The organism is Paenibacillus sp. J22P165 (genome assembly GCF_059692015.1).
Map to the genome: position 1 here is coordinate 742,960 of NZ_JCAUAP010000001.1, position 21,235 is coordinate 764,194.

The 21,235-nt window shown below is 44.9% G+C and carries 13 protein-coding genes; 7 read left to right on the forward strand and 6 right to left on the reverse strand.

From position 1 onward, the window contains the following. Window positions 1-16 precede the first annotated feature (16 nt). Both AC58QM_RS03250 and AC58QM_RS03255 read left to right on the forward strand, forming a co-directional pair. On the forward strand, window positions 17-1,096 hold the full coding sequence (locus tag AC58QM_RS03250; protein ID WP_497281302.1) for a Gfo/Idh/MocA family protein: 1,080 nt from the start codon (window positions 17-19) through the stop codon (window positions 1,094-1,096). A gap of 430 nt (window positions 1,097-1,526) precedes the next feature. Then, complete coding sequence (locus AC58QM_RS03255; RefSeq protein ID WP_497281303.1) at window positions 1,527-2,495, forward strand: GNAT family N-acetyltransferase; 969 nt, start codon at window positions 1,527-1,529, stop codon at window positions 2,493-2,495. 61 nt (window positions 2,496-2,556) lie between these two features. Here the strand turns inward: AC58QM_RS03255 and AC58QM_RS03260 are convergent, their stop codons facing one another. Beyond that, window positions 2,557-3,681, reverse strand: a complete 1,125-nt coding sequence (locus AC58QM_RS03260) for a helix-turn-helix domain-containing protein (protein WP_497281305.1) — start codon at window positions 3,679-3,681, stop codon at window positions 2,557-2,559. Next, window positions 3,678-4,829, reverse strand: a complete 1,152-nt coding sequence (locus AC58QM_RS03265; RefSeq protein ID WP_497281306.1) for a hypothetical protein — start codon at window positions 4,827-4,829, stop codon at window positions 3,678-3,680. The genes AC58QM_RS03260 and AC58QM_RS03265 overlap by 4 nt, the downstream gene beginning before the upstream one ends. 336 nt (window positions 4,830-5,165) lie before the next feature. On the opposite strand from AC58QM_RS03265, the gene AC58QM_RS03270 reads away from it, so the two are divergent. The 4 genes from AC58QM_RS03270 (at window position 5,166) to AC58QM_RS03285 (ending at window position 13,979) form a co-directional block, all read left to right on the forward strand. Further along, window positions 5,166-6,071, forward strand: a complete 906-nt coding sequence (locus AC58QM_RS03270) for an ABC transporter permease (RefSeq protein WP_497281307.1) — start codon at window positions 5,166-5,168, stop codon at window positions 6,069-6,071. 18 nt (window positions 6,072-6,089) lie between these two features. Beyond that, window positions 6,090-6,950 (forward strand): carbohydrate ABC transporter permease, encoded by an 861-nt coding sequence (locus tag AC58QM_RS03275; protein WP_497281309.1) that lies wholly within the window; start codon window positions 6,090-6,092, stop codon window positions 6,948-6,950. Window positions 6,951-6,968: 18 nt separating this feature from the next. Next, window positions 6,969-8,630 carry an extracellular solute-binding protein gene (locus tag AC58QM_RS03280; RefSeq protein WP_497281311.1) on the forward strand — a complete coding sequence of 554 codons (1,662 nt, stop codon included), beginning with the start codon at window positions 6,969-6,971 and terminating at the stop codon, window positions 8,628-8,630. 87 nt (window positions 8,631-8,717) lie between these two features. After that, complete coding sequence (locus tag AC58QM_RS03285) at window positions 8,718-13,979, forward strand: S-layer homology domain-containing protein (RefSeq protein ID WP_497281312.1); 5,262 nt, start codon at window positions 8,718-8,720, stop codon at window positions 13,977-13,979. A gap of 970 nt (window positions 13,980-14,949) precedes the next feature. Here AC58QM_RS03285 and AC58QM_RS03290 read toward each other — a convergent pair. Then, window positions 14,950-16,197, reverse strand: coding sequence for a carbohydrate-binding protein (locus tag AC58QM_RS03290; protein WP_497281314.1), 1,248 nt, complete (start codon window positions 16,195-16,197; stop codon window positions 14,950-14,952). 396 nt (window positions 16,198-16,593) lie between these two features. Here AC58QM_RS03290 and AC58QM_RS03295 point away from each other — a divergent pair, with 396 nt between their 5' ends. Next, on the forward strand, window positions 16,594-17,787 hold the full coding sequence (locus AC58QM_RS03295; protein ID WP_497281316.1) for a GNAT family N-acetyltransferase: 1,194 nt from the start codon (window positions 16,594-16,596) through the stop codon (window positions 17,785-17,787). Window positions 17,788-17,851: 64 nt separating this feature from the next. Here the strand turns inward: AC58QM_RS03295 and AC58QM_RS03300 are convergent, their stop codons facing one another. Genes AC58QM_RS03300 through AC58QM_RS03310 form a run of 3 tightly spaced genes read right to left on the reverse strand, consistent with a single transcriptional unit; the run spans window position 17,852 to window position 21,160 of the window. After that, a complete protein-coding gene (locus AC58QM_RS03300; RefSeq protein WP_497281318.1) occupies window positions 17,852-18,715 on the reverse strand; it encodes a transglutaminase family protein in 864 nt (287 codons plus the stop codon). Next, window positions 18,712-19,671 carry an alpha-E domain-containing protein gene (locus tag AC58QM_RS03305; RefSeq protein WP_497281320.1) on the reverse strand — a complete coding sequence of 320 codons (960 nt, stop codon included), beginning with the start codon at window positions 19,669-19,671 and terminating at the stop codon, window positions 18,712-18,714. The genes AC58QM_RS03300 and AC58QM_RS03305 overlap by 4 nt, the downstream gene beginning before the upstream one ends. Before the next feature lie 34 nt (window positions 19,672-19,705). Further along, complete coding sequence (locus tag AC58QM_RS03310) at window positions 19,706-21,160, reverse strand: circularly permuted type 2 ATP-grasp protein (RefSeq protein ID WP_497281322.1); 1,455 nt, start codon at window positions 21,158-21,160, stop codon at window positions 19,706-19,708. Window positions 21,161-21,235: the final 75 nt, after the last annotated feature.

Here is a 21,235-nt window from a genome sequence, read left to right on the forward strand (position 1 = left end):
GAAAGAGGGATTCACGATGACTAAGAAAATAGTAAAGGTTGGTATTATTGGGCAAGGGCGCAGCGGGCGCGACATCCACGGCAATTTGCTAGTGCAGCTTCCTGAGCATTACCGCATTACGGCGGTTGCAGACTCCATTCCAGAACGTCAAGAGCTTGCCAAACAAGAATACGGCTGCAAAGCGTACGCATCTTGGGAGGAAATGGTGGCGAATGAGGAGCTGGATTTGATTGTGAATGCTTCTCCGAGCCATCAGCATTTTCCGATCACATTGGAGCTGCTCAATCGCGGACTGCATGTCTTGTGCGAGAAGCCATTGGCTAAGACAACGGAGGAAGTCGATCAATTGATAGCCGCATCCGAGCGAACAGGGGCTGTTTTGGCCGTATTCCAGCAATCCCGTTACCAGCCGGCTTTCGTCCAGCTGCGCAAAGTGATTGAATCAGGCGTGCTGGGGCGTATCGTGCAGATTGATTTCAGCCTGAATGGCTTTGCACGTCGCTGGGATTGGCAAACGCTGCAAAGCAATAATGGCGGAAGCTTAATGAATACGGGACCTCACCCGCTGGATCAGGCGCTGCAGCTTTTTGGGGCGGATGCACAGCCAGAGGTCACATGTATCATGGACAGAACGAATACCTTCGGTGATGCGGAGGATTATGTGAAGCTGCTGCTGCGCGGAAAAGGAAGACCTACCATTGATCTGGAAATTTCATCCAGTTGCACCTTCCCTCATGAACAATTCAACATTCAAGGAACGAATGGCGGTCTTCATGGAACAGGGAATAAGCTGGAGTGGAAATATTTTAAGCCGGAAGAAGCGCCTGAACAGAAGTTAATCCGTGAGCCGTTATTCTCAGCGGAAGGGAAACCTGCGTATTGCAGTGAAACGCTGCCATGGCAAACGGACAGCTGGGAAGTTGCGATTGCAGACGGGAAATCGGCTTTCGAACATATGACAGAGAGGCTGTATCTGATGTTGTATGAGACCCTTACCGAGGGCAAAGAGCTGGAAATTACACCTCAGCAGGTGCGCAGGCAGCTATGGGTCATCGAGGAATGCCAACGCCAGAATCCTCACATTTATGGGGAATAGGATTGGTTAGGAAGTCCCGTTCTCGCTTTCCAAGGCGGGGCGGGGCTTTTTGAGATCATTTGTGTTGAGAAGGCGGCGGGTTAGCGAGATCTCGCAAGATTATAATGTTTGAACGATTATCATGTTTGCAAGCGGATTATATTATAACTGGATTTCCAGTAGTTAATTTTGCAGCTTTTCCTCATTTTCAAGAAATAACTGTATTTTATACAGCTAATAGTGCTCGATTTGATGGGAATAGTGAGATGTTGCTGTATTAACTGTACTTTTTACAATTAATTGGATTCTCTTGCCGAATGAGTAGGAAATAGCTGTAGTTTATCCAGTTAGTTGTCGGTTAGCGGGTGTATGTGAGTATCGAGTGACAAAAGCAATGCCAAATGCCATAAGTTACGTTTGTGTAAACAAGGGTACCCAGAGGAGGAGCAGAATGAGCTTACATTACAAACAGATGGACGTGTCGCATCTGAGCGATATGATGGCGCTTTGGAATAGGACGTTGTCGGATTCGTTTCCGATGAGGTATCGATTGCTGCAACAGAATACGGTGGAAGACCGAATCTGGTTGCAGGAGGGATCCTGGGTAGCGTTAGAACAAGGGACGGAGCACGTCGTCGGGTTCGTTGTAGCGAAGAGAGCAAGTGAAGCAACAGAGCGGTTTGGGATTCGTGGGGATTTGGGTTGGATTCATGCGCTTATGGTAGATCCAGGATATCGCAATCAAGGGATTGGGAACAGCTTGCTACGCAAAGCTGAAGAAGCGCTTAAGGAATCCGGCGCTAAGCGGATCATGCTGGGAAATGATCTCTACGGTCGTCTTTTTCCGGGTATTCCAGACACCCTCGAGGGAACGAAGCTTTGGTTCGAGAAGCGAGCTTACACCTTCCTAGAGCGATCGTATGATCTGCTGAACGCATACGATGACGATCCCATTGTCACTTTGCCTGCTGTCCATGAAGCATCATTCCGAATTGCTGATCGCAGCGACAAGGACCAATTAACAGCCTTCATGAGCCGATGCTTTCCAGGAACATGGGATTATCAGCATAGCGATTATTGGGAGCGCGGAGGAACAGGTCGAGAGTTCGTCCTATTGGAAAAGCAGGGTGCGATTATCGGGTTCTGTCGGATGAATGATGCGCAGTCTCCCTTATTAGCGCAGAACATCTACTGGTCGCCGCTTTTCGAGGGAGAATTAGGGGGCATTGGACCACTCGGTATCGATGAGAGCTTCCGAGGTCATAGGTACGGTATCTCTATCGTACAAGCTGCGATTCATTATTTGCTGGAGCGTGGCATACGTCACGTGGTCATTGATACGACTCCTTTCGTAGATTTCTACGGAAAGTTGGGTTATCAAAGTTGGAAGAGCTATGCAAGATATGCGAAGGATCTATAAGGTTGAATAACAAAGAGGGAGCAACTACGTCATCAAGGCGTAATTGCTCCCTCTTTTTCATTTAGTTCTTATTATTAAGCCTACGGAATTCGCTTGGTGTAATCCCTGTATGCCGTTTGAAAACTCGGTTGAAAGAGGCGGCCGTAAAGTAGCCAACAAGCGAAGCGATTTCTTGAATTTTTAAATCGGTATCTCGCAGCATTTCAATCGATTTATTCATTCGGACGGTGAAAATGTAGTCGCTGAAATTCGTTCCTGTCTTTTCTTTAAAATAGGTCGACAGATACGGCCCAGTAATTCCCAACTTGGCTGATATGGCTTCCAGTGACAGGTCGTCTCCGAAATTTGACTCCACATATTCCATAACGAATTTGGTCATGACGTCGGTTTCGGATTTTTTTTCTCTAATGGCTGCCGCAGATTGCGCAAGGAACCAATGCAAGAACGCTTTGTACTGTTCTAAGGTATGACAAGCCTTCAAGAGATCATAAGGGGACCCTCTGTCTGAGAACGTATGAATGGAAATATTTTGCGCATACATGCTCTTCAATGCTTTGTTGACGATATCTTTGGTAAAGTCTTGGAATTGCTGCGCGAGTGCGCCAGCTTTGGCAAGTTGATCGAGAAGCTTGTCAGCTAATGGAATTGTGACTCCATCAGATCCAGCGTGCAGATTGACAGTCAGCTCATTCTCCTCCGACGGCGTAGGAATCAGTAAAGCAGGCTGTGGCAGCCATTCCCTAATAATCTGGACACCTTCGCCAAGACGCCGTTGCTTGATCAGATCCAGCGCGTTCTGGTAAGTCTCGACGAAGTCAGACGAATGCTTGTGGATAGGGCTAGGTGCAATCGTGAAGTTGCCATACGACGCATCGATATCTAGCATTTGTACAAGTCGTACTAGATCATCAGAACGCGCTTCTTCCTGCTCATTTTCAACAAAAATAATGGATAAGATCTGATCCTTTTCTAATTGGAAGGTCAACGAATCTGTGTATAGGCTCGAGAAATGAGCATCAATCAACTCTTTATATGTGTTAAAAGTGCGCTGATGCGCGTTCGTAATTTCCGTGAGGAACTTATCATTGAAATCGATCTGAATCAGCACGAGCTTGTAAGGCTTGTTGGAGTCGATCAAGGTGTGTAATTGGGAACCCTTTCCATCAAGCTTCTTCAAGCGAGTCATATATGCAAATTGCTGTAATAGGTGTTTTTGGAGCGAAGATCGTTATGAAATTCTTGATTGGAACGGGACAAATTGTTGAGTGTATTGTGCAGCACATTGAATTCTCTAATTCGACTATTTGAAATTCCTTGTAGACCAACAGGATGATACATTTCCAAAGAACGAACCATATTCGCTAAAGGATTGTGGAATCTTTTGGCGATCAAATAGGACACAGCAAGTGAAATGAACAAGGACAATAAGATAAGCGCCAGCATGTTAAGGTTAAGCCGGTGTATTTGTTCCGTAAGTCCTTTGTCTGAAACGATTTCAATATACGTTAAACCTGTTTCTGCACTAGTACGGTAAAAATAATAGATATTCTTAATCCGTGTATAGCCGACTCCTGTCTTCTCCTTAATTTCTTCGGGTAGTTCTAAGACCTTGGAGGAGAAGACAACGTTTCGATCGCTATCCACGATGGAGAGGCTGCTGTCGGGTTGTGACTGGTGAAAGGATTCATAGGTATTCGCGCTCTTCATAAAGACGATAAAAGCGAAATTCGTATCATACGCGCTCTTGATCATAATAGGCATGAGACTGCCGATCTGCTTGTGCTCAAATGCAGTGACCGAGTTGAAAACGGCGGAAGGATAGATTTTAAAGCTCTGTGGGCTTTCAATCTCCTTATTCCAGAAATCGACGGTGTAAGCAGATTGGGAATAAAACTTGTTGAACATGGTCTCGGCATTCCGGGTACCATCTTTTTCAATGATGAAACGACTATCTTTGAAGTAATAGAGAATGTTGTCCAAATAGAGCAAGGAATTGTTAAGCGAGTACTGTAATTCATTTTGCGCTTTAATCACAATATCGTAGTGGGACAAGGGGTTCCCATTCTTAAGTAATTCTGTCTCATTGCTGAACAGATAACCAACCATGATACTGCGAATCAGTTTGATATGTTTCTCATAATTAGCGAATGTTGTGTTCAAATTCAGACCGCTATTGACGATAATCTCATCCTTAATCCGATCGCGAAAGAAGGAATAGGACCACGCATTAATGGAAACGAGCAAGAGAATAATCGCGATGAAGCTGCAGAACAGGGTGTAGAACAGTGATACTTGATTTTGGATTTTTGTCGAAAATCGTGCTATCCACTTCATCGTGTCATTCCTTTCTTTACGGGAGATTAACAATATTGAGTATAGCATGGAGGAGTAGGAGGGGTTCAATACTCTGACCTTTAAAAAGTTATCCATTTTCATGATTCAGGCATTATAACGTGTATTTGATTGGTAAATAGGTGACAGATCATGGATGCGATTGTGGAATTTGCCAATCAAGCTGGAGGGAGATATCTTCACTTTCCTTAAGATAATATGTCATTTTGGGGGAAAGCAGAAAATAGTGAGGAATCGAAATTATGACTCATTGCCCGGTATTCGCCGTTCCTTTAAAGTTTGATGCATAGACAGGATATTCAGACAGGAGGTCAAGGGATGCATCCATTCCTAAAGAGATGGCATAACAGCAAGTATCTCATGCTTTTGTTTTTGCCGGCGCTAATTTACTACATATTATTTAAGTACGTGCCAATGTTCGGGATTTTGATTTCGTTTAAGGACTATAACACCTTCAAAGGCGTGTGGGCGAGTGAATGGGTCGGATTAAAATACTATTCGCTGTTCTTCCATAGTCCTGATTTTCTGAAGCTGCTGAAAAATACGGTGCTCCTAGGCGTGTACAAGATTATTTTCGGATTCCCTGCACCTATTATTTTAGCTCTCTTATTAAATGAAGTGCGCAAGGCGACATTAAAACGTTTTGTTCAATCGGTTAGTTATTTACCTCATTTTATTTCCAATGTTGTTGTTGTGAGTATGATGTTCTTATTTCTCTCGCCAACGAGTGGATTAGTCAATAACGTGATCGAATGGTTCGGTTATGACGCAATAAACTTCATGCAAAATGAAAACTATTTCCGAGCGATCTACATTTTATCAGAGATTTGGCAGCATGTCGGTTGGGAAACGATCATTTATTTAGCAGCTCTAAGTGCAATTGATCCTCAGTTGTATGAGGCAGCAAGAGTGGATGGTGCGAATCGCAGACACCAATTGCTTCATATTACAATTCCGGGCATTATGCCGGCGATTATTATTCTGTTTATTTTGAACATCGGACATGTCCTAGATATCGGTTTCGAGAAAGTGCTACTGATGTTGAATCCTTCCATCTATTCGACTGCCGACGTACTATCTACCTACGTGTATCGGACGGGTATACAGTCATTGAACTACAGCTATGCGACAGCCATTGATTTATTCAGCTCTATCATTAACCTCATCTTCATTCTGACTGCCAATTGGATTAGCCGCAGAACGAGCGAGACAAGCTTATGGTAACGAAGGGAGTACACGAGTATGAAAAGAAAATTTGGTGTCTTTGATGTCGTTTTATTTGTGAGTTTGCTAGGCGTGGTCGTATCGGCGCTGTATCCCTTCGTTTATATGATAGCGGTTTCGTTCAGTGGAGTAGTTCCTGTCCTAAAGGGGCAAGTCTTCCTGTGGCCAAAAGAGTTTAATTTGAACACGTATGCCTCCGTTTTTGAAAAACCAGAAATTGGGAGGGCTTATCTCAATACGATCTTGTATACCGTACTAGGTACGACGCTTTCCTTGGTCGTTAGCGCAGCTGCTGCTTATGCCCTTTCGAAGAAACATATGTTGTTTCAACGTGGCTTCATGATCATGATTGTCATTACGTTATTCTTCAGCGGTGGCTTGATTCCGACGTTCCTAGTCGTCAAAAGCTATCATCTTATTGATACGATTTGGGCCATGATTATACCAACTCTGGTTAGTTCTTGGAACCTCATTGTCATGCGTACATTTTTCGCAGGCATGCCCCAAGAGGTTGAGGAGTCAGGCAAAATGGATGGACTTACAGACATCGGCATCTTCTTCCGACTTGTATTACCACTATCTAAAGCAATTCTGGCGACGATTGGTTTATTTTACGGCGTTGCGATCTGGAACAACTTCTTCTCTGCGCTCTTATATTTGCGAGATGCCGACTTGTTCCCCTTGCAAATTATTGTCCGCAACATGGTGCTGCAAGGACAAGGCACCGGCGCTGGAAATATCGGTGGCGACAGCATGATCGTGGATGAATCCATAAAATATGCAACCATCATTATTACAACGGTTCCCATCCTAATGATCTACCCGTTCCTGCAGAAGTATTTTGCAAAAGGAGCACTAATTGGGTCGATCAAAGGTTAATATAGAGGTACAAGAACAATGGGACGCAAGGAAAGCATGGCAAGTGAGACATGGAAAGTCAAACAGCATGAGGCCATTTCACACAAGGGGAAAGCAAATTCAAAGGAATTAGGGAGAGTGGGGCAACGTATGAAGAAAAAGTCGGTCGTTATGTTAGCAACAATTATGAGCATGAGTTTCGTCATGGGTGCATGTTCCAAAGAAAGCAGTGTAGCAACGCCATCCGCAGCATCGACAGCAGCAACAACAGCTTCGTCAGCACCGAAAGCGCAAACCTTCAAGTTTCTAGACTACAGTAACCCGAGCTGGCCTTATGATGCGAACTGGAAAGTATGGGGATATCTGACGGAGAAAACCGGCGTGAAGCTGGACATTCAATTGCCGCCAGGAAACCTGCTTGAGGATGCGCTCGCAATGACTGTTGCTTCTGGTGATATGCCGGATCTAATGTGGACACAGACGAAAGCGATAGCGGATAAATTTGGTCAGCAAGGTGCCTTGGTCAACATTCTTGATTATGTGAAAGATATGCCGAACCTGAAGGCTTGGATGGAGAAGTACCCAACAGAAGCGCAGAACGTACTATCTTCAGATGGCAAAATGTATGTGTTCCCGAACCAAGGTTTGGGTGAATCGAACCGTCGTACCTGGATGTATCGGGAAGATGTATTCAAGAAGCTTGGCTTAACGACGCCAACGAACTGGGATGAACTGTATGAGACTTTGAAGAAGTTGAAAGCGGCTTATCCAGATAGCTATCCGTTGACATTCCGTAATGGCTTGCGGTATATGTACGATTTCGGAGCTGGCTTCAACGTACCAGCAGAAGTAGAGAAACGAAAAGCATCTGTGTTCTATGACAGTGCATCCAAGGATTGGAAGTATGCGCCAATTCAGAACGAATACAAGACGCTGTTGACGTATATGAACAAGTTCTACAAAGAGAGCTTGATCCCGAAAGATTTCTTAACGATTGATACGAAAATGTGGCAGGATATCGTTTCCACGAATCGTGCATTCGTTACACTCGACTACATTGGACGTATTGACTTCTATAACAGTGCATTAGGTAAAGACAACCCACAGTTTACGATGAACTATATGGCTCCACCGGCAGGATGGGCAGGCGGACCACGTAAGACGGCATTTACGGCAGTAACAGAAGAAGGCTTCATGGTTTCATCCAAGTCGAAACAAATCAAAGAAGTCATGAAGTATCTGGATTTCTTCTACTCGGAAGAAGGTAAGAAACTAGTGAGTTGGGGTAAAGAAGGAGAGACAGCGAGTGGAACATCCTTCACAACGAAGTATGCTGACATCGCAGATTTGAGAAAGAAAACGGGCTTGTCCACAGATGGAGCTTATACTTGGTTTGATTTCAATTCGCATATTTCCGTTTCTTCCCCTGAGTTGCAAGCTGCATATAAAGAAGCTCCTAAGTATGATGGTGAGAAAAATAGTACGCTTTCTTTCACATTGGAAGAGCAACAAGTTTTGGACACGAAAGGTGATTCTTTGAACGCTAATCGTGACGAGAATTTCTCTAAATTCATCATGGGTACACGTAATTTTAGCGAATGGGATAAATTCATTGAAGAGCAGAAGAAGCTTGGTTATGAGGAAATCGTGAATATCTACAGAAATGCTGATAAACGTGCTAAGGCTGCTGTGAAAAAATAAGATTAATGGTTGAATGGATTCACCGATTACAGCCCCGCCTGAGATAGCGGGGCTTTGTATTATCTCGCGATAGAGAGGAAGATACAAATGGATATTCATTCGTTCAAGAAAAGGTTATCAATGATGCTGACAGCACTGCTCCTTGTAAGCATGATTCCCTTATTCGTAGCACCACCAGTGGTGGATGCTGCGGTTGCTCCTTTTCCAATTTCGCAACAACTCAACAATATGGATTCAGCGACGAATGCAACAGGTGATACGGTAGGTACCTCAGGTGTGGCCGTTATTGCGAATACGGATTCACAATATATTAAGGAAGGCACAGGCTCGAAGAAGTGGCTTTTAGCTTTTAACAATGGCACTACAGATGTTGCAGGCTCAGCTCTCATGTATCCTAAAGCGGCACCAACTGTTGATTTGAGGGGCTATAGCACACTTAAAGTGTGGGCCTATTCCGTGAAAGCAAGAGCAGGGGACCAAGCGGATAAGCCGATTCAGATTCGATTTTTCATGAAAGGTGACACAAGTAACTATTATTACTACAGAGTCCCATTGGATTGGACGGGGTGGAAAGAAATTGAGGTTCCGTTAAGTACTGTCCAAACTCAAAAAAGCATTGATTCGTTAAATAATTGGGGACCTTTAGATTATGTGCGATTTGATCAAGCTGCTGTTTCAGGAACAACACTTGACTTAGGATTGCAAATTTACTTAGATGATCTTCGGTTAACGAATACGGCAACCGTTATGCCAGCCCTAGCTGACAAACCGTCCGGTGAATATGTCAACAAAGTATTGGTAAGTTTAACAACCCAATCTACACCAGCCCTACTTGCCAAAACGTATTACAAAAGAGTCGGCATTGATAGCGTTTTTCAACTCTATACAACACCGCTTACATTAACTACGAATACGACATTGGTAACGAAGTCATCTATTTCCAATGTAGATAGCGAAGAAACGACTTATCACTACACGTTCGTTTATCGCGATTTCGTTGAAAATGTCGTTGCAAATCCACCAGCAGGAACGTATGCAGAAGCGAAGAACGTCACATTGACCTCTGAAACTGTAGGTGCTGCGGTATATTATAAAGTGGAAGGCGTAGATGCATCATTCAAGCTGTACACGGCACCGATCTTGGTTGATCAATCACAGACGATCACGACCAAAGCGGAATTTGATAGCAAAGTGAGTGAAGTAACGAGTCAAGCGTACACGATTGATTTATCTGGCAGCTCGAGTACACCAATCGGAAACATGGAGGCGTTTACAGGATGGACGAATACGACGGCAAGTTCGACCATCGCTGTGCAAGGACTGAAGTCTGGTCTATGGACGAACCCAGCAACGGCAATTAATGTCACAGGTCTTACAGCACCATGGAGCCAAAATGACCAAATCGAATTTTGGTTGTATTCAGAGAAGGCATCGAACAAAAAGGTGTACTTCATCTTAGACACTAACATTGCATCGACGCCTAGCTTCGATTATTTCATGTCCACGTTCTATGTGGATTGGGCAGGATGGAAGAAGGTTGAAATTCCATTTAACAAAATGCTGAACTCTACGGGATCAGCAAACTTAGTAAATTTTAACCAAATTATCATTCACCCTAAATGGTATGATTCTGATCCAGCACCAGATCCGACAGATAAGCTGTATTTTGATGGTTTTGCCTTGGCTAAAAACGCGGTAGAACCATCTATTAAGCAAATTGATAAAAGTGCGTTGCCAGACAGCACGTTGCACTATACTTTCTCACTCAAGAATATTAGTAACGTAGATACAACCTATCAAATTACACCGAAAACAGCGTTTGGTGCGGGCTATAACGTAACGCTATCAGGAACTACGCCTGTCGTCGCGCAAGGTGCTGAAACTGATGTGGATATCGAAGTGAAAGTACCTGCCTCCGCACAAGCGGGTGAGACGAAGAAAGCGATATACACCGTTAAGCCTTTGGCTGGCGGTAAGGAAATTAATATTGAATTGAATGTGAAGGTTGGTGCGTCAAGGGTCGCAACGAAGCAGCATCCTTACATCATGACATCACAAACGCAATTGAATGAATCCAAAGCTAAGATTCAGACCTATGGTTGGGCCGAGGATTACCTAGATGCGATAAAGCTAAAGGCTGATAGCTGGTTGAATAAAACGGTCTACTATCCTACCAAACCAGCGGGAGAGAGTGGGAAATTCGTCTGTGGGGATACACCACTCGTGTTCAACTATGATAGTCCTAATGCTCACTTGTGTCCGACCAACAACCAAGTGTACACGGGCGCAGATATCGATGGTGGATGGCGGTTTACGGCGCATACGGTGAATATTGAAGCCGTACGCAATCTTGCACTGACGTATGCGTTAAGTGGAGAAGCGAAGTACGCGCAGAAAGCCAAAGATATGCTACTCCATTATGCGGAACTGTATCCTAGCTACGCTCTGCAAGCGCAGAACGGTAGATTGTATTACCAATCGCTAGATGAAGCGGTTCAAATGATTATGCTGGTTCAAGCCTATGACTTGATTGAGCCAAGTGGTTTATTGAATGCTGCTGAGAAGTACAATGTGGAGCAGAATTTGTTTGCTCCATCAGCGAAAACGTTGCAAGGCTACGATGTAGGGAAGTCCAACTGGCAAACTTGGCACAATGCGGCAATTGGCGCTGTCGGGGCTGTGTTGGAAGATAAAACACTGATGGATTTCTCCGTTCTAGGACGTAGTGGATTTAACTTCCAAATGGCAAATAGTGTTCTATCCGATGGTTTCTGGTATGAGGGCGCAATTGGTTACCATTTCTACGCACAGTCTGCTCTGTTCTTTCATGCGCAAGCCTTGAAGAACATGGGATATGATCTATTTGCTAGTCCGAACTTCAAGAAAACATTTGATGTTACGATTCAGTATGCTTTCCCTGATCTCGGCATTATTAACAGTAACGATTCTGGTAAGTATCCTACGAATTTAGGAGCGCCAGGAAGAGTCGTGCCGATGGATTACGAAGGTGTATACGCGCAGTACAATGACGCTGTTTACGGTACGCTGCTAAGTACTCTTTATAATGACAAAGAGCGGGCAAGAGGCGGCTTTATTGTACCAGGCAATACAAGCTCAGGTATTGTTGGGGAACAAGCGGTGTTTTACGGGAAATCTGTGATTCCAACTGGCGGCACATTACCGTCAGAGAGCAAGAATTTCACTGGACTTGGCCATTCTGTTTTGCGAGCAGGTACGGGAAATGAACAACTGTACGCACTTGTTGATTACGGTGTGCATGGTGGTTACCACGGTCATCCGGATAAACTTCATTTAGAGGTATTCGGGAAAGGTGAGCGGTTAGCACCGGATCTGGGTATTCCTCCTTACAGTAATTCCATGTACACGTCTTATTACAAAACGACATTCTCACACAACACCGTCATGGTTGACGGCGATACACAGGCAATTCCGACTGTGAACAATGTGGAAGTGTATGAACCGACGAAGTTATTCATGCAATCGGAACCTTTTAATTTGATGACGAACACCTCAAGTAAAGCGTACACGGGTATGGGACGCTATGAGCGTACAGTGGCTGTGACAAAGGATTACATGATCGATCTGTTTACGCTGGAATCGGCAACAAAACGTCAGTATGATTGGGTATTGCACGGTATTGGCTCATTCACTCCTGGCACGACTATGGATACTTTTGCAGGTCCACTGGGTACGAAGGACTCGACGCCTTTCTTCCGAAATGGGAAATCCAAGGAGCTTTCTGGTAAATGGGAAGGTGCATGGAACACCGTCAATGGCAAGGGATTAAAGCTATTCAGCTTAACTAGCTCCCCGAGCACAACTTCTACGATGATCGTAGGTGAAGCACCGGGACCTGGTAATGATACTGCTGTATATACACCAACCGTGGTTAATCGGGTATACGGCAACAACGCGCAATTTGTTAGCGTACTTGAACCTTTCTCTGGTACGAGTAAAATCGAGAACGTTCGTAGAACAGATCCCACACACATCGTGGTGGACATGAAAGATGGTCGTAAGCAATTATTCTATTCGAATAGCGATAAGGAAGTAGCTGGACAGGTGCAATATTATTTTGTAGACGGTACGCAACAAACAGCGGAGAATGTGAGCATCACAACTAGTGTGAACACGAACGAACTACAGCTGGCTGTAGGAGAGTTGTCAGGCGTCAGCAGTGTGACTACGGTGACTTACGCGCCATCCACAACGAAGGTAGTATGGAATGGTAGTGAGGTACCATTTAGCAAAGATAGTGGTTTTGTAATGGTAAGTGTGAAAATAGCACCTGCAAGTAATGATGATTCGCCGTCGGACTTAGGTGGCCAAGGTTTCATAACGCCAATTGCAAATGACTTACCCCTTGTTTCTAAAAATGGTACGTTGACATTGCCGCAAGGTAAAACAGGCGAAGTTAGTTTAAACAATGAGGTCAAGATTACGATTCCGGCTGATGCTTCGGTCAAAGAATTGAAGATCACGATTGACAAAGTACTAGATACTCAAAAACTTTTAACTAATAAAGATGGTTTGGCGAGTCCGATTTTTGAGATATTGAAAAATTTCTCGGAGAACTTCAGTAAGCCGATCACATTAACGTTTACGTTCGACAAAGCTAGCTTGCTTTCTGACCAGAGAGTAGCAGTTTTCTATTATGATGAAGCTACAAAAGTGTGGGTAGAAGTCCCTGGTGGTAAGGTGAATGGAGATCAGATCACCGTCGATGTAGACCATTTGACGAAGTATGCCGTATTTGCCGTTAAACAAGCGACGATTGTGCCTGAAATGCTTAATGATGTAGCAGGGCATTGGGCAGAGGCGGAAATTCAATCAGCGTTGAAAACGGGTATCGTACATGGCTATGAGGATGGCACATTCAAGCCGAATCAGTTCGTATCGCGTGCGGAATTCATCGTCATGCTGATGAATGCTTTGCATCCGAACGCTGGCGCAGAGAAGCTGCCGAACTACAGCGATAGCGGTTCGATCGGCGATTGGGCGAAGCAAGCGATTGCGCTGGCTGCTAAATCGAATCTTATTCAAGGATATGAGGACGGCACATTTCGTCCTGCTGATCAATTAACAAGAGCACAACTGGCTGTTGTGCTGGCGAACGCTTATGGACTGGGTGCCTCAGCTGAGAAAGCCGTGGCATTCGCGGATGTCTCCGACATTCCAGCGTGGGCCTTAAATGCTGTAGGCATCGTGCAAAAAGCGGGGCTGATGCAAGGATACGCAGAGAACCGCTTTGGACCTCTTGCCACAGTTACACGTGCAGAGGCGATTACGGTGATTACGCGATTGTTGCTAAAACAAACTAACCAATAAAACCAGAAGGACACACGCTTGCCTGCAAGTGTGTGTCTTTCTGGTTTGTTGTTTGTGTAGCACCCAGTTCCAGCCGGAGCTCCAACTACTACCGCACCACCCCCGCATCCCCTGCTAACTATCTCCCTCGACTATCTCCTTCGACTACCTCCCACGACTACCTCCCACGACTATCTCCCACGACTATCTCCCACGACTATCTCCCACGACTATCTCCCACGACTATCTCCCACGACTATCTCCCACGACTATCTCCCACGACTATCTCCCACGACTATCTCCTTCGACTATCTCCCTCAACTATCTCCCCCAATATGAGAGTAGTGAGCAGTAAGGACAGTAATGAGGAGCTATAAGTGAAATGAGAATAATTGGAAAATAGTGAGGATAAAGAAAGAATGTGGGAAAAGTTGAATAATGTGAAGAAGTAGGAGGATGTGGAGTAATAAGTAACAGAGGAGTGGAGGTAACCAATATAGTGCCCGATGGAGCAAATTTGATTTTATGAGAGCTCTGATGTCTTCAAGTCTTCAAGTCCTCTAACCCTGTCAAAAGTGCAAAAAAGCACTTTTTGAATGGGTTTTCCCTTGATTATTGTAAATTGATGCAAATAGGCATCAATTTGAAGTGATTTCAGGAGATACTCAGCAAAAACGTTAAAAAGGTTGCCTATTTGCACGCATTTTCCAATATTAACGAAAAAATAGTAGAAAAGGTTGTATTTTTGCATTTTTGAGAGATGGAGTGAAAGGAGAGAAGTTGAAGGAAAGATGGATGGATGGATGTATGTATGGATGGATGGATGGAGTGAAAGGAGAGAATGAGAAGAGAAAAGAAGAGGGATAGAGTAGAATTGGGTATAGCAGTGGTTAAGGTAGAATGCTCGGTTTAATTCGGCAGTTTGTGAGGAGGAGTAAAAAAGAACAAGCCAGTTGCCTCGGCAACTGGCTTGTTCTTACCTCAAATGTAATTAATATAATTTCGTGATTTTCCACCAATTGATATCAAAGCCGCCGGTAACCGCATAGAGGCCTAATTGATGTGTCCCTGCGGGAATCTGAACCTGATGAGAGACGGTACGATAGCTAGACCAGCTACCGGTATTGGGAATATCAATTTGACCTAATACGGTTCCGCCAGAATTAATGTCCAGCGAGATCTTCCCGTTATTATTCGGTGACGCAATTCGATATTCGACCAAATACGTACCCGCCGTGGGAATGTTTACATTGCTAAATGCGATCCAATCTTGGTTGTCAATCGCGCCAACATTCTGGCCACCGCCTGTATCAGGTGTGGTCTCAGTGATGACGCCACTCATAGAATTGTAGCTTTCCGCTTGGAACGTGCGGTTGTAACAACCGCCAACGGCTAGCTCGCAAATTTCTGCAATATTGGTGGAAACCTTAAGATCGTCGTACCAGATGTAGGAGTCGTTCTGAGGCGCGAATGCCGAAGTAGCTCCGCCGAAGAAAGAGGAGAAGTAAGCTTTATCGACCTTGTCGGTGTTGCGAACGAAACGCAATCCAGTAATGTTGGCTGCAGAAATGCCATTATACCAAATTTGGATCTCGCCATCCGGATTGGCATTTCCGCCAGTAACGGTGTTGACTTTAAGGCGCTGGACGATGTTTACCCATGTGCCTTTGGGGTAATAGATGTCGTTGCCGTTATTTTTCAAAACAGCATAATCCCCATATTGGCCAGCATTGCCCATGTGATAGTAATAAATAGCGGCTTGCCCGCCTGAACGCCAAATCATCCGAGAGCTAAAACCATTGTAGCCCGTACACTCCTGACCACCTGAACAAGCGGCACCACCGGCTAGTCCAAGCCCCAGTTTGCCTGCATTTTCGGTTGAGCCCCAACTGAAATCACTGCTGAAACGTACCCAATAGGATAAGTAATATTCCTGTCCTGGTGTTACGGTAAAAGGTGCTTGAGCTCCCGAGTTTTGCGGGTCAATTTGGCCTTGTGGATAGAAGACGCGAAGAGATTGACCGCCAGAGTGGTTAAAATTGTAGCCGTCGATCCATGTTCTTGTGCTCATGCCAAGGTCCCAAGGTGCGCTCCAACCGTCGATTCCCCATTGTGACAAGCTGTAAGCGCTTCCTCTTGCGGGCCGCTCAAAGGTATTAACTTGTGGTGCAGCAAACGCGACAACTGACCCCATCATAAGGAAGAAAACAAGCACTAACAGTGTTACTTTCGTTTTCATAAAAAACCTCCTGTTTGTACGAAATAAACGCCTTGTCTCGGAATGAATGAATGAATGAATGAATGGCTGGCTGCTGCAAAATTCATGCTGATTGTTGGTCGTTCTGGACTTGCGATGTGAGGTTGATCACCTTCTTTCATTGTCTAGGAAACCTCTCCACTACGCAGAATTAGGAATGCATGCTGTCTTCAGGAAGTGATGACGATCTGCGTATTTCTATTGTAGTTGTGTGATAGCCGTGGAACTATCGTCTGATTTTCGGAAAATAACCATAAATATGTTCAGGAGGGTGTGAAGTCTTATCACTTTTTAAGAATGTTGCTTGTAATTGGGTTATCTAGATTATGTTGATTTCTACATGTTACAATAGTAGAAAATGGACTAGTAGGAGGCACTATGGATCAGATCAGATTGTTGAAACAGGAAAATTTTAATGACAGTCTTGCCTTATCGGAGTTTGCATTTCAATATACGGTATTGCCGGAGGAGCGGGAAGAACGTCTGGCTGCCATGGCTTCACAAGAGACATGGGGATATTTCATTGAAGATCAGTTAGCAGCCAAACTAACGATTCTAGATTTCGAAACATGGATTAACGGTAAAGCCTTTGCCATGGGAGGTATTGCTGGCGTTGCGACATGGCCGGAATATCGTCGCCAGGGAATGGTCGGTCAATTGTTGTCACAATCATTGCAGATGATGAAAGATTCCGGGCAGATTGTTTCATTCCTAGCACCGTTTGCCTTTGCTTTTTATCGCAAATATGGTTGGGAAGCTTACATCGATTACATGCGGTATGAACTTGCTGTCAATCAGTTACCGAAGCCAGTGGTTGCTGAAGGCAGCTCGTTGCGACGGATTAAAGCGGATGCTGCAGTGCTGAATCCAATCTACGAGGCATATGCCAAACGCTACAACGGCATGATCGTTCGAACGGAGGACTGGTGGCACAAGAAAGTATTTAATGGAAAGAAGAAAGGGATCGTAACCCTGTATTTGAATCCTGCTGGAGAACCGGAAGGCTACATCATTTATCAGGTAAAGGATAAGGTGCTCACTGTACATGAGTTGATAGCGCTAACAGAGGATGCCACTCGCGGACTATGGCGTTTAATCTCTAATCATGACTCAATGATTGAAAAAGTGGTATGCCAAGCGCCGATTGGCGACCCGCTGCCATATATGTTGAACGATCCACGAATTAAACAAGAAGTCATTCCTTATTTTATGGCAAGGATCGTTGATGCAGCTGCATTCCTTCGGTTGTATCCATTCAATGCTGTTGCGGAAGAGACAGAGGCTAGCGAGCCATTCTATCTTCAACTCAGTGACAGCCATGCCGAGTGGAATAATGGGCTATTCCGCATTCAACCAGGAAGTGGCGAAGGGAATGAAATTGTCAAAGTTGAAGGGGAACATGCGTTCGATTTCATTTCGTGTGATATTCAAACATTATCCGCGCTGCTAATGGGATATAAAGGAGCTTCCTTGCTGCATCGCATTGGCCGTCTACATGGCGACGTTGGGGAGATCGCGAGATTGGAACGCATCATTCCAGAGCGAACAACGTATTTGACAGATTTCTTTTAAATAGCAAAAGGCGCGGATCCAGGATCCGCGCCTTTTTTCGGAAGTTTCGTATCTGCTGTGGCGTCTATTCCACTAGCTTAACATCCACGATAACTTCTAAATCCTGTGTACCTGAGCCGCGATAGACACCTTTGACAGGGACGATATCATTATAGTCTCGCCCATGACCTAGCTTGATATAGCGCCAATTAACTTCACAATTATTCGTCGGATCATAACCGAACCAGCCTGAGCCTGGGATGAGACATTCGACCCAAGCGTGGGACGCTTGCGTGAAATCAGCACTGCCTCCTTGCAAATCCCCAACGAAATGGTAGCCGCTCACATATCTGGCGGGTATGCCTTTCTCGCGGCAAATCGTGATCATGAAATGAGAGTAGTCCTGACAAACACCACGTCTCAGCTTTAGCATTTCGCCTACCGTTGTCTGCACGGAGGTTGCTGAAACATCATAGGTGAAATCGCGATTGATAGTGGTATAGATCGTTTGGAGCAGATCGTATAAAGGTACGCCATCATCGACGATAGCATCGGAATATACTTTGAGCTCCGGGGTTAAACCGGTATAGCTTGTAGGTAATAAATATTCGGCATATTCATTTTGAAAGTCGTCTGCGAATCTCGAAGCTTTTTCCTCGTAGAGTGAGGGGATGGACACAGGATGGTTATCATTGTCATGTGTGACGACGGTAGAGACCATTTTGATCGTGAGCTCACGATGAAGCTTGTTGACAGTAAAAGCATGTACACGGTTGTGAAAATAATCGGAATACGTAAAGAAAGCCGACACAGGCTCTGTGGTAATTGCATGGTGATAACAAGACTGACGATTGTCCGTTAATGGGGTTAGCCGAATCTCATTGACACTGTCCTGTGCGGAATCGGTGTAGGAATAACGAGTAATGTGCGTGATCTCCAGCTTTTTCATGCGATAACCTCCTCCCGAGAGGGAAAAAAGACCTTCGACATTTTAGCCCCCATCCCATTGCAGGAGTCGAGTAATGTGTGTAGTGTCGTTTCTAATTTGCCAGATTTCAAGTCATCCTCATCCATGCAGGCCAAATTCGCTTTCACTTTTCCAGCTAGTTTGGCTAACTTATGCACGGCGTTGTTGAGCTCGGGATCATCCAATTGAATTCCTTTGAACGAGCGTTCCAAAGAATGAATAGAGAAAGCGACTGAACGTGGGAAGGTCTCATTTAACAGCAAAAATTTGATGATGTTCGTCAGATTTACCGTGTCCGCATACTCTTTTCGATATGATTCGTATCCGCTGACCGATTTTAATACCGCAAGCATAAGCGGATAGGACGAGAAGTCCTCCTTAGCATACTCCGAACAGAGAGACTGAATTAAGCGAAGCAGATTCTCCGCCCGTTCTAGGTAGCGCCCAGCTTCTACGAAATGCCACTCGTTCTGACGAGGCATGACCGAAATAGCCGCACCTTGAAACATGGATAACGTGTCGCGGATAAAGCGATAGAACAGATGAGGGGAATCATTCGTGATATCACGGACTTCTTTTTCTTTTAGCCACAAATAGAGTCCATTCAAAATATCCCACAACTCGGAAGGCATTTTCTCCCGAATATTTCGTAGATTAGCACGTGCGTGGTTTGTGCAGGCGAGTAGGGAGTTGGCATTATTTTTATCAAGTGTAATGTATTGAAGTACATGCTGCTCGGTGAAGCTGCCGTAATGCTCTATGAAAACAGATCGGTCCCCGATGGTATCAATAAGCCTGCTCCAAGATTGACTGCCGCTGGCCTCTCTGTCCTCGCGGATATGATAATACACATCGATCAGCCTAGCGTGATTCTCAGTTCTTTCCGAATATCTACCGATCCAGAATAAAGCTTCCGCTGTTCGTCCCATCATTACCATATCCCTTAGCCTCCATTCAAATTGTAGGTCGCGTTTAGCGAACAACCCACGTATCTTTACATCCTCCGCCTTGCGAAGAATTCACCACAAGAGAGCCTTCTTTCAACGCAACACGCGTGAGTCCACCTGGAATTACTTGAATGTCTTCACCTGCAATGACAAAAGCTCGCAAATCAATATGCCTAGCAGCCATCTGACCATCAATCATGACAGGAGCTCTGGATAATTGAATGGTTGGTTGTGCGATATAGCGATCAGGGTTGGCTAGGATTTTGAGCCGGAAATCAGCGATTTCACTCTCAGAAGCTGAAGGTCCAATCAGCATGCCATAGCCGCCCGACAGGGAGGTTTCTTTGACAACCATTTCGTGCAAATGCGCCAGAACATGCTCCCGCTCATCAGGACGGGAAAGAATATACGTCGGTACGTTGTTTAAAATGGGTTCTTCATTTAGATAGTAACGAATCATATCGGGTACGTAGGCGTAGATGGCTTTGTCATCGGCTACACCTGTACCAGGGGCGTTTACGATGTTGATATTACCCGCGCGATAGGCGTTCATTATGCCAGCGACACCTAACATCGAACTCGGATCGAAAGCGAGAGGATCCAAGAAATCATCATCAATCCGGCGGTAGAGAACATCGATTTGGCGAAGTCCTTTGATGCCACGAATATACACTTTATGGTCAATAACCACGAGATCGTGCCCTTCAACGAGCTCTAACCCCATTTGCTGAGCGAGGAAAGTGTGCTCGAAATAGGCGGAGTTATAGCAGCCTGGTGTCAACAAACCGATAACAGGATCTGCCTTACCGGAAGGACTTAACTTGCGAAGTGCGGTTAGAAACACATTTAAGCTATGCTCGATATCTTGAATGGAATGACTGAATACGAGTTCAGGGAATAAGTGCGTCATAATCGATCTGCTTTTATATAAGTAAGAGAAGCCAGAGGGAGAACGGAGATTATCTTCAAGAACGAAATATTCACCCTGTTCATCTCGAATTAAGTCAATACCAGAGGCTGTAACGTAGACATCATTTGGAATCGAAAGGCGCATCATCTCAGGTCGGAAATAACAATTCGAAAGCACCATTTTTCTAGGAATAATCCCATCTTTGAGAATAGCCTGATCATGATAAATATCTTTGAGAAACAGATTAAGTGCCTTAACCCGCTGCTTGAGCCCTCGCTCGAGCTTCAGCCATTCGTCCTGAGGAATAATCCTAGGGATTGGATCGAAAGGGAGTGTGCGTTCAAGTGCCTCCGTCTGATCAGGGCTGTAAAGGGTAAAAGTAATCCCTTCTTCCATCATCCTTTTCATCGTAGCGGTCTGGCGCTTGTTTAAATTACCTGTCTTCATCGACATGAATTGAAGGAATGTACTTTGATAATGAGGGCGAACCGAGTAAGCGTTCATAAACATCTCATCAAAAAAAGGACGAGGATCATAAGGGGTAGTGACCAGATTCTCAGGTTTGGACATCGCAGCTCCCTGGTTTCATCATTATGCTTTCGGAAGCTACAGGAAGCTAAGGGCCCGAAGCAGAAACCAGGCCTC

Excerpts from the sequence above, each read along its gene's own strand:
- AC58QM_RS03290 (WP_497281314.1), bottom strand. The coding sequence starts at position 16,197 with ATGAAAACGAAAGTAACACTGTTAGTGCTTGTTTTCTTCCTTATGATG.
- AC58QM_RS03265 (WP_497281306.1), bottom strand. The coding sequence starts at position 4,829 with ATGAAGTGGATAGCACGATTTTCGACAAAAATCCAAAATCAAGTATCA.
- AC58QM_RS03295 (WP_497281316.1), top strand. The coding sequence starts at position 16,594 with ATGGATCAGATCAGATTGTTGAAACAGGAAAATTTTAATGACAGTCTT.
- AC58QM_RS03300 (WP_497281318.1), bottom strand. The coding sequence starts at position 18,715 with ATGAAAAAGCTGGAGATCACGCACATTACTCGTTATTCCTACACCGAT.
- AC58QM_RS03270 (WP_497281307.1), top strand. The coding sequence starts at position 5,166 with ATGCATCCATTCCTAAAGAGATGGCATAACAGCAAGTATCTCATGCTT.
- AC58QM_RS03260 (WP_497281305.1), bottom strand. The coding sequence starts at position 3,681 with ATGACTCGCTTGAAGAAGCTTGATGGAAAGGGTTCCCAATTACACACC.
- AC58QM_RS03275 (WP_497281309.1), top strand. The coding sequence starts at position 6,090 with ATGAAAAGAAAATTTGGTGTCTTTGATGTCGTTTTATTTGTGAGTTTG.
- AC58QM_RS03280 (WP_497281311.1), top strand. The coding sequence starts at position 6,969 with ATGGGACGCAAGGAAAGCATGGCAAGTGAGACATGGAAAGTCAAACAG.
- AC58QM_RS03250 (WP_497281302.1), top strand. The coding sequence starts at position 17 with ATGACTAAGAAAATAGTAAAGGTTGGTATTATTGGGCAAGGGCGCAGC.
- AC58QM_RS03255 (WP_497281303.1), top strand. The coding sequence starts at position 1,527 with ATGAGCTTACATTACAAACAGATGGACGTGTCGCATCTGAGCGATATG.
- AC58QM_RS03285 (WP_497281312.1), top strand. The coding sequence starts at position 8,718 with ATGGATATTCATTCGTTCAAGAAAAGGTTATCAATGATGCTGACAGCA.
- AC58QM_RS03310 (WP_497281322.1), bottom strand. The coding sequence starts at position 21,160 with ATGTCCAAACCTGAGAATCTGGTCACTACCCCTTATGATCCTCGTCCT.
- AC58QM_RS03305 (WP_497281320.1), bottom strand. The coding sequence starts at position 19,671 with ATGGTAATGATGGGACGAACAGCGGAAGCTTTATTCTGGATCGGTAGA.